At 58.9% G+C, this 20,525-nt stretch carries 19 protein-coding genes and 1 tRNA gene; 13 read left to right on the top strand and 7 right to left on the bottom strand.

Going from position 1 to position 20,525, the window contains the following annotated elements; translation table 11 throughout:
* Position 1: 1 nt before the first annotated feature.
* The 7 genes from DSD31_RS20340 to phnE (DSD31_RS20370) all read left to right on the top strand — a co-directional run bounded on the left by DSD31_RS20340 (position 2) and on the right by phnE (DSD31_RS20370) (position 6,061).
* The gene (locus tag DSD31_RS20340) at positions 2-820 is read left to right on the top strand and encodes an amino acid ABC transporter ATP-binding protein (RefSeq protein ID WP_064357462.1); all 819 of its coding nucleotides are present in this window, start codon (positions 2-4) and stop codon (positions 818-820) included.
* Entirely contained in the window at positions 817-1,569 is a 753-nt protein-coding gene (locus DSD31_RS20345; protein ID WP_004858385.1) for an amino acid ABC transporter permease, read from the top strand. The genes DSD31_RS20340 and DSD31_RS20345 overlap by 4 nt, the downstream gene beginning before the upstream one ends.
* Positions 1,559-2,263 (top strand): amino acid ABC transporter permease, encoded by a 705-nt coding sequence (locus tag DSD31_RS20350; protein WP_004858383.1) that lies wholly within the window; start codon positions 1,559-1,561, stop codon positions 2,261-2,263. The genes DSD31_RS20345 and DSD31_RS20350 overlap by 11 nt, the downstream gene beginning before the upstream one ends.
* A 172-nt stretch (positions 2,264-2,435) precedes the next feature.
* The gene (gene phnC, locus DSD31_RS20355; protein ID WP_004858380.1) at positions 2,436-3,278 is read left to right on the top strand and encodes a phosphonate ABC transporter ATP-binding protein; all 843 of its coding nucleotides are present in this window, start codon (positions 2,436-2,438) and stop codon (positions 3,276-3,278) included.
* 23 nt (positions 3,279-3,301) lie between these two features.
* A complete protein-coding gene (phnD, locus tag DSD31_RS20360; RefSeq protein WP_004858378.1) occupies positions 3,302-4,243 on the top strand; it encodes a phosphonate ABC transporter substrate-binding protein in 942 nt (313 codons plus the stop codon).
* A gap of 67 nt (positions 4,244-4,310) precedes the next feature.
* Positions 4,311-5,183, top strand: a complete 873-nt coding sequence (gene phnE / locus DSD31_RS20365; RefSeq protein WP_004858375.1) for a phosphonate ABC transporter, permease protein PhnE — start codon at positions 4,311-4,313, stop codon at positions 5,181-5,183.
* A complete protein-coding gene (phnE, locus tag DSD31_RS20370) occupies positions 5,180-6,061 on the top strand; it encodes a phosphonate ABC transporter, permease protein PhnE (protein WP_004858372.1) in 882 nt (293 codons plus the stop codon). The genes phnE (DSD31_RS20365) and phnE (DSD31_RS20370) overlap by 4 nt, the downstream gene beginning before the upstream one ends.
* Before the next feature lie 69 nt (positions 6,062-6,130).
* On the opposite strand, the gene DSD31_RS20375 is transcribed toward phnE (DSD31_RS20370), so the two are convergent.
* Positions 6,131-6,793: an HAD family hydrolase gene (locus tag DSD31_RS20375; RefSeq protein WP_113991277.1), complete on the bottom strand. Its 663-nt coding sequence runs from the start codon at positions 6,791-6,793 to the stop codon at positions 6,131-6,133.
* Positions 6,794-6,971: 178 nt separating this feature from the next.
* Positions 6,972-7,781, bottom strand: coding sequence for a sulfite exporter TauE/SafE family protein (locus DSD31_RS20380; RefSeq protein WP_044347146.1), 810 nt, complete (start codon positions 7,779-7,781; stop codon positions 6,972-6,974).
* A 102-nt stretch (positions 7,782-7,883) separates the two neighbouring features.
* Between DSD31_RS20380 and DSD31_RS20385 the strand changes: the two genes are divergently transcribed.
* A complete protein-coding gene (locus DSD31_RS20385) occupies positions 7,884-8,666 on the top strand; it encodes an AraC family transcriptional regulator (RefSeq protein ID WP_015585069.1) in 783 nt (260 codons plus the stop codon).
* A gap of 24 nt (positions 8,667-8,690) precedes the next feature.
* Here the strand turns inward: DSD31_RS20385 and DSD31_RS20390 are convergent, their stop codons facing one another.
* The 3 genes from DSD31_RS20390 to DSD31_RS20400 are packed head-to-tail and all read right to left on the bottom strand — an operon-like array spanning position 8,691 to position 12,811.
* Positions 8,691-10,478 carry an aryl-sulfate sulfotransferase gene (locus tag DSD31_RS20390; RefSeq protein WP_004858358.1) on the bottom strand — a complete coding sequence of 596 codons (1,788 nt, stop codon included), beginning with the start codon at positions 10,476-10,478 and terminating at the stop codon, positions 8,691-8,693.
* A 24-nt stretch (positions 10,479-10,502) separates the two neighbouring features.
* Entirely contained in the window at positions 10,503-11,246 is a 744-nt protein-coding gene (locus DSD31_RS20395; protein ID WP_113991278.1) for an ABC transporter ATP-binding protein, read from the bottom strand.
* Positions 11,243-12,811 carry an ABC transporter permease gene (locus DSD31_RS20400; protein ID WP_113991279.1) on the bottom strand — a complete coding sequence of 523 codons (1,569 nt, stop codon included), beginning with the start codon at positions 12,809-12,811 and terminating at the stop codon, positions 11,243-11,245. Before DSD31_RS20400 ends, DSD31_RS20395 begins: the two co-directional genes overlap by 4 nt.
* Before the next feature lie 220 nt (positions 12,812-13,031).
* On the opposite strand from DSD31_RS20400, the gene DSD31_RS20405 reads away from it, so the two are divergent.
* Positions 13,032-14,099, top strand: coding sequence for an ABC transporter substrate-binding protein (locus DSD31_RS20405; RefSeq protein ID WP_015585073.1), 1,068 nt, complete (start codon positions 13,032-13,034; stop codon positions 14,097-14,099).
* On the opposite strand, the gene DSD31_RS20410 is transcribed toward DSD31_RS20405, so the two are convergent.
* On the bottom strand, positions 14,096-15,040 hold the full coding sequence (locus tag DSD31_RS20410; RefSeq protein ID WP_113991280.1) for a LysR family transcriptional regulator: 945 nt from the start codon (positions 15,038-15,040) through the stop codon (positions 14,096-14,098). The genes DSD31_RS20405 and DSD31_RS20410 overlap by 4 nt on opposite strands.
* A 341-nt stretch (positions 15,041-15,381) precedes the next feature.
* Here DSD31_RS20410 and DSD31_RS20415 point away from each other — a divergent pair, with 341 nt between their 5' ends.
* Entirely contained in the window at positions 15,382-15,948 is a 567-nt protein-coding gene (locus DSD31_RS20415) for a C40 family peptidase (RefSeq protein ID WP_004858341.1), read from the top strand.
* A 675-nt stretch (positions 15,949-16,623) separates the two neighbouring features.
* Here the strand turns inward: DSD31_RS20415 and phoE are convergent.
* A complete protein-coding gene (gene phoE / locus DSD31_RS20420; protein WP_004858338.1) occupies positions 16,624-17,676 on the bottom strand; it encodes a phosphoporin PhoE in 1,053 nt (350 codons plus the stop codon).
* Between the two features lie 290 nt (positions 17,677-17,966).
* Between phoE and proB the strand changes: the two genes are divergently transcribed.
* From proB to DSD31_RS20435, 3 genes are all read left to right on the top strand, one after another.
* Positions 17,967-19,070 carry a glutamate 5-kinase gene (gene proB, locus DSD31_RS20425; protein ID WP_004858334.1) on the top strand — a complete coding sequence of 368 codons (1,104 nt, stop codon included), beginning with the start codon at positions 17,967-17,969 and terminating at the stop codon, positions 19,068-19,070.
* Positions 19,071-19,080: 10 nt separating this feature from the next.
* Positions 19,081-20,334, top strand: a complete 1,254-nt coding sequence (proA, locus tag DSD31_RS20430) for a glutamate-5-semialdehyde dehydrogenase (protein WP_113991281.1) — start codon at positions 19,081-19,083, stop codon at positions 20,332-20,334.
* 115 nt (positions 20,335-20,449) lie between these two features.
* Positions 20,450-20,525: transfer RNA gene (locus tag DSD31_RS20435), tRNA-Thr, on the top strand.

A 20,525-nucleotide genomic window follows, 5' to 3' on the forward strand; every position in this document is an offset into this window, starting at 1 on the left:
TATGTTATCGGGTCTGTTTTCACGCTCCGCGGCTTCGTCCGCGGATTTTTCGCATTTGCAGCGCGCCAGTATTGAATTTCGCCAGGCGGCAAAACGCTACGGCGACCATCAGGTGCTCAACGGCATCAATCTGCAGGTAGAACCCGGGGAAGTAGTCGCGATCCTCGGGCCATCAGGATCGGGAAAATCAACGTTGATCCGTCTGATCAATCAGCTCGAATCCCTCAGCGGAGGCGAGATTCTGATCGACGGCAAACCCACTCGCCACCTCACGGACAGCGCGCTGCGTCAGCTACGCAGCCGCGTGGGCTTTGTTTTCCAGCAGTTCAACCTCTATGCCCATCTGACGGCGCAGGAAAATATCACCCTGGCGCTGGAGCGCGTGCACGGCTGGGAAAAAGCCGCCGCGCGCGAACGCGCGCTGGCGCTGCTGCAACAGGTCGGGCTGGAGGATAAAGCCCGCCAGATGCCGGCCCAGCTCTCCGGCGGCCAGCAGCAGCGCGTGGCCATTGCCCGCGCCCTCGCCTCGTCGCCGCAAATTATTCTTTTCGATGAGCCCACCTCGGCGCTCGATCCGGAAATGATCGGCGAAGTGTTGCTGGTCATGAAGAAGCTGGCGCACAGCGGCATTACCATGGTGGTCGTGACGCATGAGATGCAGTTTGCTCGCGAAATTGCCGACCGGGTGGTGTTTATCGACGGCGGCGATATTCTCGAAGTGGCGCCGCCGGCGGACTTTTTCGCCCGGCCACAGCACGCCCGCACGCGGCGTTTTCTGCAAAAGGTGCTCAATCCGCTGCACCAGGAGAGTCTCGAATGAACCCGGTTCTCGACTGGCACGGCGTGCTGAGCGGGCAGCCGCTGCAGTGGATCATCTCCGGCTTTCTGACCACCGTGTGGGTCAGCCTCGCCGGGATGATCCTGGCTACCGTCCTGGCGGTACTGCTGCTGGCGCTGCGCTTAGGCGGCGGCCGCGCCGGACGCGGCCTGGTAGCCTGCTGGGTCTCGCTGTTTCGCAATACGCCGCTGCTGGTACAGCTGCTGTTCTGGTATTTCGCTGCCTGGAACCTGCTGCCGCTGACGGCGCGGGATTTCATCAATGCCGACCACGCCTGGTCCATTCTGCCGGGTAACGTCTGGTGGCTGACCCCGGAGTTTCTCTGCTCGATGTGGGGGCTGGGAGTATTCACCTCGGCATTTCTGGTGGAAGAGATCGCCTCCGGGCTGCGTGCCGTCAGTCACGGTCAGCGGGAAGCCGCTCTTGCGCAAGGTTTTACACCGTGGGGCGAACTGCGTCATATTCTGCTGCCGCAGGGGCTGGCGAACGCCTGGCAACCGATTATCGGCCAGTATCTGAACCTGATGAAGCTCTCGTCGCTGGCCAGCGGCATCGGCTTTGCCGAACTGACCTATCAGGTGCGGCAAATCGAAAGCTATAACGCCCATGCGCTGGAGGCCTTCGCCGTCGGCACGGCGCTGTATCTGGTGCTTGGGGTGGTGATGGGGATGGCGCTGGCGCGTCTGGGTCCGGGCGCCACGCAGCACAGGAGCGCACAGCATGAACGCTAATCTGGCGGTCATCGCCGATAACCTCGATTACCTGCTGTGGGGACGGCTGGCGGACGGCATTCCCGGCGGCGTGGCGCTGACGCTGATGATGGCGATCGGCGCCGCGGCGCTGGCGCTTCCTCTCGGCATTCTGCTGGCAGGCGCCGCCTGGCGCTATGGCGGGCTGGTGCGCCGATTGCTGTTCCTGTGGGCCGAGCTGATTCGCGGCATTCCGCTTATTTTCGTCATTTTTTGGCTCTGGTATCTGCTGCCGATGCTGACCGGGAGCGACCTGCCGGGGGCGGTAACGGTCACCCTGGCGCTGGCGTGGTTTACCGCCGCCTCGGTGATGCATTCGGTGCTGGCGGGGCTGCAGTCATTGTCCGCCGGACAGTTTGAAGCGGCACGAACCCAGGGATTTTCTGCCGGACAAGCGCTGCGTTTAATCCTGCTGCCGCAGGCGCTGCGCAATGTTCAGCCTTCACTGGTGGGGATTTTTATCAACCTGCTGAAAGACACGTCGCTGGCGTTCATTGTTAACGTGCCGGAACTCACCACCGTTGCCGGCCAGGTCAATAACCGGGTGCAGATCTACCCGCTGGCGATTTTTGTCTTCACCGGCGCGGTCTATTACCTGCTGTGCTGCGGCCTGAGCCTGCTGGCTAACCGTCGTTATATCCGGCGCAACGGCGACAGGCGTTACGCCCGCGGATAAGACACGGCGGCGCATTCGTGCGCCGCCGGTCTGGCTTCTCTCCCGGGCAGATAGCGCAACATCGCTCGCGCAATAACCGCACCGTTCACTGTTTTTTCGTCTTACCGTCATATAACGATCACATAAAACGCCATTAATAGTGCCCAGTTTAATGATGAATCTGGACGCTCTTATGAATAGTTCTCTTGCCGCGGTAACCGACACCGATTATCCGCATTTTGGTCAGCCGAATACCGCCCGGCAGCGGAAAGTCTTAAGCGTGCGCAACCTGAATAAGTCTTACAGCGCGCAGCAACCCGTACTCGATAACATCAGTTTTGATCTGCATGCCGGCGAACTGGTGGGCGTGATCGGCCGCTCTGGTGCCGGTAAGTCGACCCTGCTGCATGTGCTGAACGGCACCCACAGCGCCACCGGCGGTGAAATCCTCAGCTACCCGGAAGTGGGCATGCCGCACGATGTGGCGAAGCTAAAAGGCCGCGCGCTGAACGCCTGGCGCAGCGAGTGCGGCATGATTTTCCAGGACTTCTGCCTGGTGCCGCGTCTTGACGTGTTAACCAACGTGCTGCTGGGTCGGCTGAGCCAGACTTCAACGCTGAAATCCCTGTTTAAAATCTTCCCTGATGCCGACCGGGCGCGGGCCATCTCCCTGCTCGAATGGATGAACATGCTGCCGCATGCGCTGCAGCGGGCGGAAAACCTCTCCGGCGGGCAGATGCAGCGCGTGGCGATTTGTCGCGCGCTAATGCAGAACCCCGGTATTTTGCTGGCCGATGAGCCGGTTGCCTCTCTCGATCCGAAAAACACACAGCGCATCATGAACGTACTGCGCGAAATCAGCGAACAGGGCATCAGCGTGATGGTGAACCTGCACTCGGTGGAACTGGTGAAAGAGTATTGCACGCGGGTTATTGGCGTAGCGAAGGGCAACATTATTTTTGACGACCATCCCTTACTGCTGACTCAGGATATTCTGCATCAGCTGTACGGGGATGAAATTAGCCAATTGCATTAATTTCCACTCACACGGACAAGATAATGAAACAATACATCACTGGTGCAGTTCGTATATCCGCCGCGGTCGCGGGAATGATGATGGCATGGCAGGCAGGTGCTGCGGAGCAGCCGAAAGAGTTAAACCTGGGGATCCTGGGGGGCCAGAACGCCACCCAGCAAATTGGTGATAACCAGTGTGTAAAACAGTTTCTCGACAAAGAGCTGAACGTCGATACCAAATTACGCAACTCCTCTGACTATTCCGGCGTTATTCAGGGTCTGCTGGGCGGTAAAGTCGACGTGGTGCTCAGTATGTCGCCTTCCTCTTACGCCTCGGTTTATATCAATAACCCGAAAGCGGTGGATATTGTCGGTATCGCCGTGGATGATAAAGATCAGTCCCGCGGCTACCACTCGGTGGTCGTTGTCAAAGCCGACAGCCCGTATAAATCGTTAGACGATCTGAAAGGCAAAGCCTTCGGCTTCGCCGATCCGGACTCCACTTCCGGCTATTTGATCCCGAACCACGCCTTCAAACAGAAATTCGGCGGTACTTCGGATAACAAATACAACAACTTCTTCTCCAGCGTAACCTTCTCCGGCGGCCACGAGCAGGACATCCTGGGCGTGCTGAACGGCCAGTTCGCGGGTGCGGTCACCTGGACGTCGATGGTCGGCGACTACAACAGCGGCTATAGCGTCGGTGCCTTCAACCGCCTGATTCGTATGGATCACCCGGATCTGATGAAGCAGATCCGTATCATCTGGCAATCGCCGCTGATCCCCAACGGACCGATCCTGGTCAGCAACGCGCTGCCGGCTGACTTTAAAGCCAAAGTCATCAGCGCGATCAAAAAGCTGGATACCGAGGACCACGCCTGCTTTGTGAAAGCCATGGGCGGTACTCAGCATATCGGCCCGGGTAGCGTGGCTGACTTCCAGCAGATTATCGATATGAAACGCGAGCTGGTAAGCGCCCGTTAATCCCGCCCCAACGCCGCCTCCGCGTAGGCCCGCGTGAGGCGGCGGCATACTGAAGACCCATCGACGTATGAATATACCGAATACCGAATTTGAACGTTATTACCAGCAGGTACGCGCGCGACAAAAGCGCGATACCTTTAGCTGGTCGCTGCTCCTGCTGGTGCTTTATTTCGCCGCCGGCAGCGCCGCTGAATTTAATCTCTTCACCATCTGGCGCTCGCTGCCGAATTTTCTCGATTACATGTTTGAGACGCTGCCGACGCTGCACGTCAGCGCTCTGTTCGCCGATGTCCACACCAAAGGCTCGCTGGCCTACTGGGGCTATCGTCTGCCGATTCAGCTACCGCTGATCTGGGAAACATTACAGCTGGCGCTGGCTTCCACTCTGATTGCGGTGGTCATTGCCACTCTGCTGGCGTTCCTCGCCGCCAATAACGCCTGGTCACCGCCGCCGCTGCGTTTTGCTATCCGCGTTGTGGTGGCATTTTTACGCACCATGCCGGAGCTGGCGTGGGCGGTGATTTTCGTGATGGCCTTCGGCATCGGCGCCATTCCCGGATTTCTGGCCCTGATGCTGCACACCATCGGCAGCCTGACCAAGCTGTTTTACGAAGCGGTGGAAAGCGCACAGGACAAACCGGTACGCGGCCTGATGGCCTGCGGGGCTTCACCGATCCAGCGCATTCGCTTCGCGCTGTGGCCGCAGGTCAAACCGATTTTTCTCTCCTACGGCTTTATGCGTCTGGAGATTAACTTTCGCTCGTCAACCATTCTTGGGCTGGTGGGCGCCGGCGGGATCGGTCAGGAGCTGATGACCAACATCAAGCTGGATCGTTACGATCAGGTCAGCATCACGCTGCTGCTGATCATCATCGTGGTGTCGCTGCTGGATATGCTGTCCGGCCGCCTGCGGCAGTGGGTTCTTGAGGGCAAAAAATGAGTCAATGGCAAAGCCAACCGGATGTCGCCGCCAGCCGTCGGCAGCATCGTCAACTGTATCAAGCCCAGGGGCGCTATTTGCGTTTCGTCGCTCTGCTGACGCTGGCAAGCTTACTTTACTACGTCTGGTTTTTTACCCAGTTTGGCATCAGCGGCGAGCAGCTCACCACCGGTCTGCAGCAAATTAGCCGCTATCTGCTGCGGATGTTTGTCTGGCACGACTTTTTCAACTGGCCGTTTGCCTACTACTTCACGCAAATCGGCATCACTCTGGCGATTGTCTTCGTCGGGACCCTGACCGCAACGGTGATTGCGCTGCTGCTCTCTTTCCTCGCGGCACGTAACATTATGCGCGGGTTGATTCCCGGATTTATCGCCCTGCTGATGCGCCGCCTGTTTGACGTGCTGCGCGGTATTGATATGGCTATCTGGGGGCTGATTTTTGTCCGCGCCGTGGGCCTTGGGCCGCTGGCCGGGGTGCTGGCAATTATTATGCAGGATACCGGACTGCTCGGGCGGCTGTATGCGGAAGGACATGAGGCGGTTGACCGCTCACCGGGGCGCGGACTAACCGCCGTGGGCGCAAACGGCTTGCAGAAGCATCGCTTTGGCATTTTTACCCAGTCTTTCCCGACATTTCTGGCGCTGAGCCTGTATCAGATTGAGTCGAATACCCGCTCCGCCGCGGTGTTAGGCTTCGTCGGCGCCGGCGGTATCGGCCTGATTTATGCGGAAAACATGCGGCTGTGGAACTGGGACGTGGTGATGTTTATCACCCTGCTGCTGGTCGTCGTGGTCATGGCGATGGACACGCTCTCGGCGTGGCTACGCCGCCGCTATATTGGCGGCAACGTGGTGCCCTTGTTCAAAGCGGAGTAACCTGCCTCCCCGGCTACCGGGGCAGCAGAGCCGGCAGGGATGATGCCGGGGGCCCGGTAAAAATCGGGCTCAAAGGCTCCACGCCAGCACCGGCCAGTTGTAGCTGGCATTCACCGCCGTCAGCTGCGGACACGGGTTAACCAGTCGGACATGGTCTGCATGCAGGCACAGAGGCAGGTCATTGATCGAATCGGTATAGAAGGTCACCTGGCCGCTCTCGTGCGGCCAGGTTTTCTGCCATACCGCCAGCCGCACCACTTTTCCCTGCTGGTAGCTTGGTGTACCGGCAATCACTCCGCTATAGCCGCCGTCGGCCATCTCCACGTCGATACCTAACGCCTGCTCAATCCCCAACGCCGAGGCCACCGCCTGCACCAACAGGCTAACCGAGGCCGAAATCACCAGCATCTGTTCGCCCTGTGCACGCAGGGTTTGCAGCAGATCCCACGCCTGCGGATAGACGCGCGGCATAATATCCTGCTGCACGCAGCGAGCCACCAGAGCATCGACCTCCGCCTTCGGCACGCCAATGAGCGGCGCCTGGATTAAGGCGACGTAGTCGGCGATATTCATTTCACCGCGATCGTAATCGTCCATCAGCATCGCCTCCCGCGCCAGATACGCCGGATCGCTCACCCACCCTTCCCGCACCAGGAACCGGCTCCATACCGTGCTGCTGTCGCCCTTAATCAAGGTATTATCCAGATCGAAAATCGTCAGATTTTTGGACATTGTTCATTTTCCCTAATCAGCAAAATTGGCTCGCCAGAGCATGCTTAACGAAGATGACAGGAGAATGACTCGCCTGCGCACCGGACAAAGGGTAGCAAAAAGAGAGGAAAAACGGGTCAGATTAGCGGATCGGTGGCGATATGCCGCGAACCATGACGACATTAATGTCGCCCTACGACTATCCCTGAAGGCTCATCACCAGCAGTACCGCTATCAGCAACAGCGGGTAAATCCGCGCGTGCCAGCGATCCGGCAGACGTGTCAGCCAACGGGCGGCTAACCGCAGTCCCAGCCAGCTGCCGGCGACCAGCAATGCCGCGGCCGACAGCCAGATATGCCCCAAAAATCCTGCCGGCAGCCCTGTGGGCGATACGCCGGTCATCGCCACCCACGTGGCGGTAGCGCTCGCCGACAGCGGCAGCGTCAGCACATTGGCCGTTGCCGCCGCTTCCGGCATCGTCGCGCCGCGACGACGCATCAACGGAACGGTCATGACGCTGCCACCGACGCCAAGAAACGACGCGATCAGGCCAATTACGCCTCCCGTCGTCAGCTCGCGCGCGGCAACCGGCGCAGAACGTCGGACGCCAGGGGCCATAAAACCCGGACGAAAATAGCAGTCGAGAATGGTCACCAGCAGATAGCTGACGAACAGCCAGCGAATCCACCGCCCGTTCGCCGAGAGCGCCAGCAACGCCCCGGCGATCCCCCCAAGGGCAATGCCCACGAACATCATCCGCAGAGGACGCCAGCACAGCGTTCCACTGCGAAGATGACGCCAGGTTGCCAGCAGCGCCGCGCAGAGCATCACCAGCGCAGAGGTGGCCACCGCAATATGCATCGCCTGCCCGCCGACATCGCTCTGCGCGCCCCACGCCGCGGTCACCAGAAGAGAGATCAGCGGCACGGTGACAAAACCGCCGCCAAAACCAAACAGCCAGGTCGTGACGCCACACGCTACACCGCAGATAAAAAGCCAGCACATCATTCGATTCTCCTCCATTCAGAGTCATCACGATATAGAATAACGACATGGCTGACTTACGATTAAAAGCCATCATCTTACGATTTTCAGCCAGAAGGATGCGTCATGCGCAATATTGCGGTGAACGATGTCGATGACCTCCCGCGCCGGGTGCTGGCGCTGGGTAGCGATTACCCGGCCAATACGCAGCTGGCGCGCCACAGCCATCGCCGGGCGCAGTTTCTCTATGCCATGAACGGGATGATGAAGGTGGAAACGGATGACGGGCAGTGGCTGGTTCCGCCCTACAGCGGCGTGTGGATCCCGGCTACCCGCCCGCACCGGGTGCTGATGCCGGGAGTCAGCACCCACAGCCTGTACATCGAACCGGATGCGGCGCCGCGTGCCGGAGAACGCTGCGAGGTGCTGCAGGTCTCTCCCCTGTTGCATCAGCTGCTGCTGAGCGCCTGCCAGCTACCGCTGCTTTACCACGAAGACGGACACGATGGCGCGTTAATCGAACTGGTTTTGCATGAGTTGAAGGCCGCTACTCCGCTGCCGATGTTTACCCCCCTGCCGCAGAGCGCGCCGCTGGTTGCGCTGTGCAGCGATTTTCTGCGCCAGCCGGATATTCACAGTACCCCGGAACAGTGGGCCGTCAGGCTGAATAAAAGCGCCCGGACTTTTCATCGCCTGTTTCGCCAGCAGACCGGCATGGCATTTCGCGACTGGCGCCAGCAGGCCTGCCTGATGTACGCCCTGACGGCGCTGCGAGAAGGCAGAACGATCACCGACGTGGCGCTCAGCCTGGGATATGAACACCCGGCGGCCTTTACCAGCATGTTTCGTAAAACGATTGGCCAGGCGCCCACCGCGTTTGTCCGCCAGATGAACGGCGGCCCGGTCTGACGCCGCCGCCCTTTCCAGTCGGCGTTACCGCACCGCGCTCTGCAGCCAGTCCAGCAGGCTCGCCACGGAGAGATCCGCCGGGGCCCGCGCCGTCGGTTGACCCGATTTCACCATCAGCAGCGCAGGTAAACCACGAACCCCCAGCGCTGTCGCCAGTTCCTGATGGCGATCGGCATCCAGATAGCGTGTCTCCAGCGCCGCCAGGTGGCTTGCGAGGTTCGCATGACCCAGCAGCTGCCACAGCTTACGGCAGTGGACGCAGCGTTCGGCGCCGACGAACAACAGCAGCGCAGACGCACTATGCAGCTCGCTTTCCGCGCTCAGCGGTGTGAACCGGCTCTCCGCGACGCGGAACAGTTTCGGGCTGCGACGCAGGGTATCGTTATCGGTCGCCACACACAGCGCATCGGCGCTTTTACTGTAGGGCTGCACGCCGGCGACGCGCACCACGCTCTGCGCCGGACCTGCCGCCGCTGCACCGGGCTGGCGTAAAGTCCGCACGTCAACCGCCGCAATCGGGACTTCGGACGGTTGCGCCAGCTGCGGGATCCAGGCATACGGAATACGGTAGGCGCGGTAAACCATATTGTTATTCAACGTCTTGCCCCAGAATGGCGAAATATATTCCCAGACAATTTCATGGTCGCGGGTCACTTCAAAAATGCGGCCGTTGGAACCTTCGTTGATGAGGGTATTGCCGTTTTCCAGGCGCTGCATATTGCTGATATACGGGCTATAGAACCGATACGAGTCGGTTGGCTGCGGGAGATCCGCCTCATACGGCGAGTAGCGCCATTCGATATCGAGCGTCACCGGGTTGATCTCAAGGATCCGCGAATAGTCGCGCCAGGCATTTTTCACCCCGTCCGCCGACGCCGGATTGGGGGCGCCGTACCCGGCCCAGCCGCCGTTATCGAAGATCAGAATATTGCCCGCCCCCGGTAGTCCCTGGGGGATCATATGCGCATGGTGCTGGCCGATAATCCAGCCGATGTGCTTCAGCTCCGGTTTGCTGTAGTCCGGGCCGAGCTGCCAGACGATCTTGCCGCTCTGTTTATCGATAATGGCGATAATGTTGGATTCGCGCGCGTCCCAGATAATGTTGTCAGGATGGAAACGCGCGTCGCCGGCGTCATACCATTTGTTCGGTCCCAGCGCCGACATGGAGTTGATGTGCATCCAGTCCCCCATCCCGCCGCCGCTGGCGCGCATATTGGGGTTATTACGCAGCGCCGCACGCGCCGCGTCGTCAAAACCCAGCTCGTGGAAATGATCGCTGCAGCGCCATTCCCACACCACATTGCCCTGCCAGTCGACCTCAATGATGGTGTCATCGAGCAGCAGCTTGTCGGAAATCTCTTCGTTCACCAGGTTGGTGTGGGCCAGAATCAAGGTGTTGCCGCCGTCAACCTGCGGCTCCAGCCCCGGAGCGTAATAGCCCACCGGATTCCCGGCGCGCTGATAATCATGGTGCGCGCGCGCCATCCAGCGCGGTGTCTGACCCGGGTCGCTCACCTGCTCATAGCGGTCAAATTTCCAGGTGATATTGCCTTCCCAGTCCACCTGAATCAGGTCGAGCATATCCTGCATACCGTAGCGGGGATCGCGTTCGCCGCTGTGGCCCAGAATCGTCCCGCCGGGCAGGATCTTATTCGGAAAGCCGTGCAGCTCGGGCCATTCACGGACCACGTTGCCATTCATATCGACCAGAATCGCCCCGCGTTCGGTGGCCTGAAAAACGGTATAGCCGCTCCATGCGCGCTGCGGATCGTAAAGCGTGGCGCCGGTCGGGTAGACGGAAGGATGTCCCATATTGTCACTCCTTAAATAGTCAAATCAGGCACAAGTAATCAAGTTACGAATCTGGCGGCAGGCGGCGGAGAACGACTCATCATCGCGCTGTCGCGGATGCGGTAGCGCCAGCGTCACCACCTCACGAATCCGACCCGGACGGGGAGAGAGCACCACGACCCGGTCGGCCAGCGCCACCGCCTCTTCCACATCGTGGGTCACCAGTAGCGTGGTGGTCCCCGCGCTGCGATGAATATGCAGCAGCTCCTGCTGCAGGGTATGGCGCGTCAGGGCATCCAGCGCGCCGAAGGGCTCATCAAGCATCAGAATTTGCGGACTGGCGATCAGCCCACGGGCAATCGCCACCCGCTGGGCCATCCCGCCGGAAAGCCGGGATGGCAGCGCATGGGCGAATTCCTGCAGCTGTACGCGCTCCAGCATCGCCAGCGCGCGCTGGCGCTTCACCCCACGACTCAGTTTTTCATCCGCGAGGCCCAGCATCACGTTGTCGATCACCGTCAGCCACGGAAACAGCCGTGGCTCCTGAAAGACGATACCGCGCTCTTTGCCCACGCCGCGTACCGGCTCGCCGTTGATGCGGATCTCCCCCTGCGTCACCGGCTCAAGGCCAATCAACATCCGTAGCAGCGTAGATTTGCCGCAGCCGCTGCTGCCAACCAGCACCACCAGTTCGCCGGCGGAGATATCGAGGCTGAAGTTCTGGAGTGCCGTCACCTGTTGCCAGGATTTACGCACGTGGCGAAAAGAGACCAGGGTCGAGGCGGTCATAGTTGCTCCTGTTGGCGCCAGCGGGTGGCGCGAGATTCCAGTAAACGTCCGGCTTTATCCAGCGCCGCGCCGGTGATTCCAATCAGCACCATGCCGCAGAGAATGGTCGGCATATCCAGCAGCTGCTGGGCGTTGATCATCAGACTGCCGATACCGGTCCCGGAGGACATGAAATATTCCGCGCCGATGTTGCCCAGCCATGCATAAATCAACGCCAGGCGCAGACCGGCAAATATGCCCGGCGCCGCCCCCGGTAAAATCAGCGCCCGCAGACGGGGCAGCGGGGCAAAGCGCAGCACCTTTGCCACTTCATCAAGCTGCGGATCGCGCTGGCTGACGGCCTGCAAGGTGCTGAAAAACATCGGGAAGAAAGAAGCCAGGGCGATAAACACGATTTTTCCGCCGTTATCGTTGCCGACCCACGCGGTCAGCAGCGGCAGCCAGGCAAAGAGCGCGATATGGCGCAGGATATTCAGCGTCGGGGTCAATATCTGCCCGGCGCGCGGGCGCAGGGCCAGCAGCAATCCGCACAGCAGCCCAATCGCGATCCCCAGCGCGCCGCCGGCAAAGGCCCGTCCCAGACTGGCCAGCATCGCAACGGGCAGTTCCCCGCTGACCGCTCCGGCCATAAAGCGCTGCGCCACCGCCAGCGGCGAAGAGAATAATGTGCTGTCGATCCAGCCGCGATGGCTGGCCAGCTGCCACAGCACCAGCAGGATCAGCGGCAGCTGGAATGCATGCCAGCTGGCCTGCGGCTTCCAGGCCAGCCGTCCGGTAGCGGCCTGCGGCCAGAAGACCAGCCGGGCATAGACCCGGTTGGCCGCCCACTCCATCAACAACCCGCTCAGCCCCACCACCGCGATGGTGACGAAGACAATATCCAGCTGAAACAGCTGGCGGCCCCAGACCATCAGGTAGCCGATCCCTTCCGACGAGGCCAGCAGCTCGACAACAATCAACGACACCCAGGCCTGGGATAGCGCCAGCCGCAGGCCGGTAAACCAGCCCGGCAGGCTCGCGGGAATCACCAGCCAACGCAGCCTCTGCCAGCGGGAAAAATTCATCACCTGCGCCGCTTCCCCCAGCGCTGGCGAGACGCTGGTCACCGCCAGTTGCGTGTGGATAGTCATCGGGACAAGAGTGGTTTTGACGATAACCGCCAGCTTCAGGCCGTTATCGATGCCAAACAGCACCATAAACAGCGGGATCCAGCCGAGGGTGGGGATCTGCGCCAGGGCATAAAATAGCGGTTCTACCCGCTGAGCCGCGGCCGGTACGAGACCAAACAACGCCCCCAGGAGGGTACCCGCCGCCACCCCCAGCAGCAGCCCGACGGCCAGGTGCTGGAGGCTAAACCCCCATTGCGCCAGCAAATCGCCGCTGAGGAGCGACAGCGCGGTATCGGCGACGACCGCCGGGGCGGGCAGGATCTGCTCCGGCATCCAGCGCTCTACGGCGGCGATGTGCCACAGCAGCACGATCAGCGCCGGCAGCAGCAAGGGCCAGCCGTTTAGCCTGATAGCAGGCCAGGAGAGCCTGCGTCTTTTCAAGATCATCTGCGACATAGCGGTCCGTTTTGAGTGAAATCATCACCCTATAAAACCGTCCTCGCCGTCTGGCGTCATTGCGTTTGGTGAATGATCCCGATGCAACAAATGCATCTCAGCCTGGCAGACAGGCGGGCTCTGATTTAGCTTATTTTTGCCTTTGCTCTGCGAATAAAAGCATTTAACAGGACGCGGTGAGCCTCTTTAGGGTGAGAAAAAACTCAGGGAGTCACCACCAATGATGAAAGCTATTTTTACCCGTACCGCGCTGGCGCTGGTTGCCGTAGTTACGCTGATTGCCAGCGCGCAGGCCGAGAGCCTGCGCACCATTCGCATTGGCGTGCCGGATCAAAGCGCCGGCAGCAAACCGTTTATTGAAGGGCCGGTCGGGATGGCCTTTATCCGTCATCAGCTGGAGACGGTGTTTAAACCGCAGGGTGTGGAGGTGCAGTGGCAATTCTTTAAGGGCGCCGGCCCGGCGGTGAATGAAGCGCTGGCCAACCGGCAGCTCGATTTTGTCTATCTCGGCGATCTGGCGGCGATTATCGGCAAAGCCAACGGTCTGCCAACCCGCCTGCTGCTGGGCAGCCGCGGGTCGGAATCCTACCTCGCGGCCACCAGAGCATCGGGAATTAAACAGCTGGCAGACCTGAAAGGGAAACGCGTGGCGGTCTATCGCGGTACCGCAGACCAGCTGGCTTTCGATCGCGCCTTGCAAACCGTCGGGCTTAGCGAACGCAATATGCAGGTCATTAATCTCGACTGGAGCGCCGGGAAAGCCGCGTTGGCCGCCGGTCGCGTGGATGCGGTGTGGGGCGGCGTCTCGCTGCTCGCGCTGCGCGGCGATAAGATTGACGTGGTGGTAAAAAGCGGTGATTCAGGCCGGCAAAATACGACCCAGGCGGCTTTTCTCGGAACTCAGGACTTTATTCAGGCCTGGCCGCAGGCCACCCAGCAAATTATTGACGTGCTGGTGAAAAACGCGGCGGAAATCAGCAACCCGGCGAATCGCGAGACCTGGTCGGCAGAGATGGCGCAGCAGAGCCAAATTCCACAGGCGCTGTTCCTTGAGGATCTGCAGCCGCAGGATCTCAACTTCAGCACTTCGCCGCGCATCGACCCCTTCCTGGCCGACAGCTTCAGCAGCAGCGTCGAGCAGGCCAAAACGGGTCGCCTCATTCGCAACGCCTTTGCGGTAACGCAGTGGGCAGACGGGCAGTTTGTCGAACAGGCGCTAAAGACCCTGCAGCTGGAAAACCACTGGCCGCAGTATGATAGCCAGGGCCAGGCGGCGAACGCCGGCTAAGCCTCCTCTTCCTGCGCCAGCAGCTGGATCTGATTCTGGCGGTCGGTATGCAGGATAATATCGATAAACCTGGCGACCAGCGGCGAAAGCGCGGCATGAACCGGGGAGATCACCGCGAAGCGGGTCTGCATCAGCCGCCACTCTTCCGGAAGGTTGCTGAGCTCCAGCTTCACCAGGCGATGGCTGTGCTGACACAGGGCGAAGCCGTCTTCGCTGGCAAAACTTATCGCCTGAGTGTGCGCTAGCGTCGACAGCAAGGCGTAGACGTGATCGCATTGAATCGCCGGGGTGAAATCCTGCCGCTGGCTGAGAGTCGCCAGCACTTTTCGCACCCCAGGAGGCAGATACGGCGCGGCGAAGGGATAGCGCAGCATCTCCTCAATGGCTACCGGGCCGATCTGAGCCAGGGGATGGTCGGCATGACAGATGAAAAAACAGCGCTGCGGGTTGAGCGGCTGTACCCGCAGCTGCGGATCCAGCTCCGCATGCCAGCTGTCGGCCACCACAAAGGGAAACTGCTGGGTCGTCAGCGCGTGATGCAGGGCAAACCAGTTATCGACCTGAAAGCGCACCCTCGCCTGCGGGAGACGGCGATGAAACTCTCCGATGGCCGCCGGGATCAGGCGCGCCGCGGGCGCCGGGCCACAACCGAACGCCACTTCGCCATTTTCACTATCGTCCGTTTCCCCCAGCAGGCTGCTCAATTCAATATTTAACTCCTGGAAACGGCGGGCGTAGGGCAGCAGCTTTTGCCCGTGTCGCGTCAGCGTCGGCAGCTTATTCTGCCGGTCGAATAAAGGATGGCCGACGCTCTGCTCCAGCGACTGAATACTGCGGCTGAAGGCCGATTGCGACAGGCATACCGCCTCGGCGGCGCGGTGAAAACTACCGTATTCAACCAACGCGACAAAATTGCGCAGCTGGCGAAAATCGAGATGCATAAGCTTGCCTCACAGGGACCTGGAGCGGACAAAGTACTGGACACCGCCCCCAGCGTGCAATGGCCGGATGATGAGGATCTTTCACCTTCGGCAAAGAGAAAAGAGTCATTAACATCAGATGCGTCTTATAGGCGATCGCGAAATAGTGTTTCATGGTGAAATAATTTATTAACAAGCGACACCACAGCTTTTTCTCTTATATTTAACTGGAGCAATGAAAAACGTGAAGTAACAAGTTTACTCTACGTAAGGTTTCGTAAATTTTTCAGCGAACCATTCTGACAATATAGCGGATACGCTATAAATACCCACGGCCCATTCCCCTCACGAAAAATAACGATATGACGCCTAAACTTGCTCACGCTTTATTATTGGTGCCTTTTTTGATTCTGGCAGGATGCTCATCTTCATCTAAACATCCGCCAAAAACCGCCGCCAAACACCAATATGCCCCGATCGATAGCGGATCTGACGATCTGATTCCGGTGGTTGCCGCCCTTCACGATCAAATGCACACCTGGCACGGCACCCCCTATGAATGGGGCGGTACCGAGCAAAGCGGCGTCGACTGTTCCGGCTTCGTCTGGCGAACGCTCAAGGACCGCTTCAATTTGCCCATGGATCGCGTAACAACGGGCGATCTCCTGCATATGGGCGTCCGCGTCAGCAAGCAGCAGCTCCGTCCGGGGGATCTGGTGTTCTTCCGCATTCGTGGCGGGATGCACGTCGGTTTCTATGACACCGAGCACAACTTCCTGCACGCCTCCAGCAGCCAGGGCGTTATGCGCTCCTCGCTGGACAACCCTTACTGGAACTCGGTCTTCTACCAGGCGCGTCGCCTGCCGAAAGAGTATAACGCGCAGATCACCATGAATAGCGACCATCAGCACCTGGCTAAAAATCATTAACCCATTTCAATAAAAAACCGCAGCAATAACGCTGTAATGCCGATCGTTTAAGGGTCGGCAGACCGATTTGGCAGAGATGTAAGAATCGGTCATCTCACCGAGATGACCGATTCTTATGCGGCGCTGTCAGGTTTTCAACATATCTGCAGGAGTTTCTGGCTCGTGTGTTCTGTGGAATATTCCGTTCACGTGAGGTTCCGCACGCTGCTTTTTCCTGCGCTGCAGGTGAACGGCCCCCTGCGGCATGTCCTGTTATTCCATGCTGACCATTCCGCCGCTGAAAAACCTTCTGCAAGGATATCGCAACGTGACGGCCACGGGAGGACAGCGCGGGAGTTAAGGCGCCTCAGGAAAACGGGCGAGAACGCAGGTGCGCATCGAGAACTGGCCGCCAGATGAAGCCGGAGTGGAGCATACCGCGCAGCGCCCGTTTTCAGCGCAATGCCGTTCCCCACAGCGGGTATGAGAAAAGGGGCGGATTCACCGTGAACGGAACATGCCACCGTTCTGGCAACAACAAACGTTCGCACAAACCACCGTTTACCGGCTCGCCCTGGCCTGCGATAAAGCAAAAAAATGCTGGTCACCTTTAAGTGACCAGCATTACAGCAATAACGCTGCGGTTTTTTGTTCCGCCAGCTAACCGCCTCGGGAGTCTCCTTCGGCGGTCGCGGATTAGAACTGGTAAGTCATACCCAGTGCGACGATGTCGTCATTGTTGATAGCGAGTTTATTATCGCTGTTCAGCTGGTTGATTTTATAATCAACGAAGGCGTTCATGTTTTTGTTGAAGTAATAAGTCAGACCCACGTCAATATAGTTCACCAGGTCCTCGTTACCAACGCCTTCAATATCTTTGCCTTTTGACAGCACATAGCCCAGAGACGGACGCAGACCGAAGTCGAACTGGTACTGAGCAACGGCTTCAAAGTTCTGCGTTTTATTGGCAAAACCACCGCTGATTGGCGTCATTTTGCGGGTTTCAGAATACATAGTGGCCAGGTAAATATTGTTGGCGTCATATTTCAGACCGGTCGCCCAGGCTTCCGCTTTTTTACCCGCGCCGCGCGCCAGCAGGTTCTGATCATTGGTACGGTCAGAGCTGGTATAGGCCGCGCTGATGGCAAAATCGCTGCCGCCGAAGTCATAGCTTAACGAGGTCCCGAAGCCGTCGCCGTTCTGTTTTTTCGCTTCGCGGCCTTCGTTTTTACCCTGATATTGCAGAGTCATATCCAGGCCATCCACCACGCCGAAGAAATCGGTATTGCGGTAGGTTGCCAGACCGCTGGCACGCTTGGTCATGAAGTTGTCGGTCTGAGCGGAAGAGTCACCGCCGAATTCCGGGAACATATCGGTCCAGGCTTCAACGTCATACAGGGCGCCGAGGTTACGACCGTAATCGAAAGAACCGTAGTTTTTCAATTTCAGGCCGGCAAACGCCAGACGGGTTTTCTGGGTGGAGTCGCTTTCCGTTTTGTTGCCGGAGAATTCAGATTCCCAACGACCGTAGCCGGTCAGCTGGTCATTAATCTGCGTCTCGCCTTTGATACCGAAACGGACATAGGTCTGGTCGCCATCTTTACTGTCATAGTCGCTGATGTAGTGCATCGCTTTGACTTTGCCGTAGACGTCCAGTTTGTTGCCGTCTTTATTATAAACTTCTGCTGCCTGTGTAGCTGAAGAAGCGACAAGACCCATCATCATTAATGCCAGTGAGCTCTTTTTCATTATTCAGTCCTGGTGATTTATTTATACGCGCTAATCAATTCCGGGCGAAGGCCCCGTGAAAAACAGGAGGTTTTTTAACGCTCCGATATTAAAAATTTATGACAATGTGGAACTTTTTATAAAAAAGAGTGTTTAGATGTTTCCGTCATAAATTTGTCATCGTGTTACTCCACAATGCCCGATCTCGCGCAATAAAGTGGCTCGTCCAATACGCCAGGTGTTGGCAAGCGGCCTGAGTCCTGTTACAACATCAGCTCGATATCGATATTCCTTTTGAACGGCAGAGAATCATGAGTGATAGCCAGACGCTGGTGGTAAAACTGGGCACCAGTGTTTTAACGGGCGGATCCCGTCGCCTGAACCGCGCCCATATCGTCGAATTAGTGCGTCAGTGCGCACAGCTGCACGCGATGGGCCACCGTATTGTCATTGTGACCTCCGGGGCGATTGCCGCCGGGCGTGAGCACCTCGGCTACCCGGAACTGCCCGCGACCATTGCGTCGAAACAGCTTCTGGCTGCGGTAGGACAGAGTCGTCTGATCCAGCTGTGGGAACAGCTGTTTTCCATTTATGGTATTCACGTTGGCCAGATGCTGCTGACCCGTGCGGATATGGAAGATCGCGAGCGCTTCCTCAATGCCCGCGATACCCTGCGCGCGCTGCTCGATAACAACATCGTGCCGGTCATTAACGAAAATGACGCCGTGGCGACCGCCGAGATTAAAGTCGGCGATAACGACAATCTCTCCGCGCTGGCGGCAATCCTTGCCGGCGCCGATAAGCTGCTGCTGCTGACCGACCAGCCGGGTCTGTTCACCGCCGACCCGCGCAATAACCCGCAGGCGGAACTGATCAAAGATGTCTACGGCATTGATGACGCCCTGCGCGCCATCGCCGGCGATAGCGTTTCCGGCCTCGGCACCGGCGGTATGGGAACCAAGCTGCAGGCCGCCGATGTCGCCTGCCGTGCAGGTATCGACACCATTATTGCCGCCGGCAACCGTCCTGGGGTGATTGCCGATGTGATGGAGAGCGTGTCGGTCGGTACCCGCTTCCACGCGCAGGAATCGCCGCTGGAGAACCGCAAACGCTGGATCTTCGGAGCCCCGCCGGCGGGTGAAATTAGCGTTGATGCCGGCGCCACCCAGGCGATTCTGGAACGCGGCAGCTCCCTGCTGCCAAAAGGCATCAAAACCGTCACGGGTAACTTTTCCCGCGGTGAAGTTATCCGCATCCGCAATAGCGAAGGTCGCGATATTGCCCACGGCGTCAGCCGCTATAACAGCGACGCGCTGCGCCTGATTGCCGGCCAGCACTCGCAGCAGATTGATGCCATTCTGGGCTACGAATACGGCCCGGTTGCCGTGCATCGTGACGATATGATTATCCGTTAAGGAGCTGAAAATGCTGGAACAAATGGGCATTGCTGCCAAGGCGGCCTCGTACAAACTCGCGCAACTCTCCAGCAGTGAAAAAAATCAGGTGCTGGAAAAGATCGCCGATTATCTCGAAGCGCAGAGTGAAGAGATTCTGCGTGCAAACGCCGAAGACCTGACGGAAGCACGCGCCAATGGCTTAAGCGACGCGCTGCTCGACCGCCTGGCGCTTAACCCGGCGCGTTTACGCGGCATTGCGAACGATGTTCGCCAGGTGTGCAACCTGGCCGATCCGGTCGGCCAGGTGATCGACGGCGGTCTGCTTGACAGCGGTCTGCGCATCGAACGCCGCCGCGTGCCGCTGGGCGTGGTGGGGGTGATTTATGAAGCCCGTCCTAACGTCACCGTCGATGTGGCTTCCCTGTGCCTGAAAACCGGCAATGCCGCGATTCTGCGCGGCGGGAAAGAGACCTGGCGCACCAATGCCGCCACGGTGAAAGTGATTCAGCGGACGCTGGAGGAGTGCGGGCTGCCGGCCGCGACGGTCCAGGCGATTGAGAACCCGGATCGCGCGCTGGTTGGCGAGATGCTGAAGATGGATAAGTACATCGATATGCTGATCCCACGCGGCGGTGCCGGTCTGCACAAGTTGTGCCGCGAGCAGTCCACGATTCCGGTGATCACCGGCGGGATTGGCGTGTGTCATATCTATATTGATGATTCGGCCGACATAGCTGAAGCGCTGAAGATTATCGTCAATGCCAAGGTTCAGCGCCCAAGCGCCTGTAACTCGGTAGAAACCTTGTTGGTCAATCAGCATATCGCCGACCGTTTCCTGCCAGCGCTGAGTAAACAGATGGCGGAAAGCGGCGTGACGCTGCATGCTGACGCCACCACCCTGCCGGTTTTGCAAAACGGCCCGGCAAACGTCGAGCCGGTGAAGGCGGAGCAGTACAACGATGAGTATCTGTCGCTGGATCTGAATGTCAAAGTGGTCGCCGGCCTCGACGAGGCCATCGCCCATATCCGCGAGCACGGTACCCAGCACTCTGACGCCATCCTGACCCGCACGCTGAGCAATGCCAACCGCTTTATCAACGAAGTGGATTCCTCTGCGGTATACATTAACGCCTCTACCCGCTTTACCGACGGCGGCCAGTTTGGCCTCGGCGCAGAAGTGGCGGTCAGCACCCAGAAGCTGCACGCGCGCGGCCCGATGGGCCTGGAAGCGTTAACGACCTACAAGTGGATTGGTTTCGGCGACGATACGATTCGTGCTTAATACTGAGCGGGTGATGCAAAAGTAGCCGTTTGATTCATAAGGCCATTGACGCGTCACCCACTTAGTTTTAACCTTTTACCCCGTGATTCACGTTCGTGGACGCGTCCTCTTCAGGGCCGATATAGCTCAGTTGGTAGAGCAGCGCATTCGTAATGCGAAGGTCGTAGGTTCGACTCCTATTATCGGCACCA

Source organism: Klebsiella sp. X13, assembly GCF_003323835.1.
Taxonomy (GTDB): Bacteria; Pseudomonadota; Gammaproteobacteria; order Enterobacterales; family Enterobacteriaceae; genus Klebsiella; species Klebsiella ornithinolytica.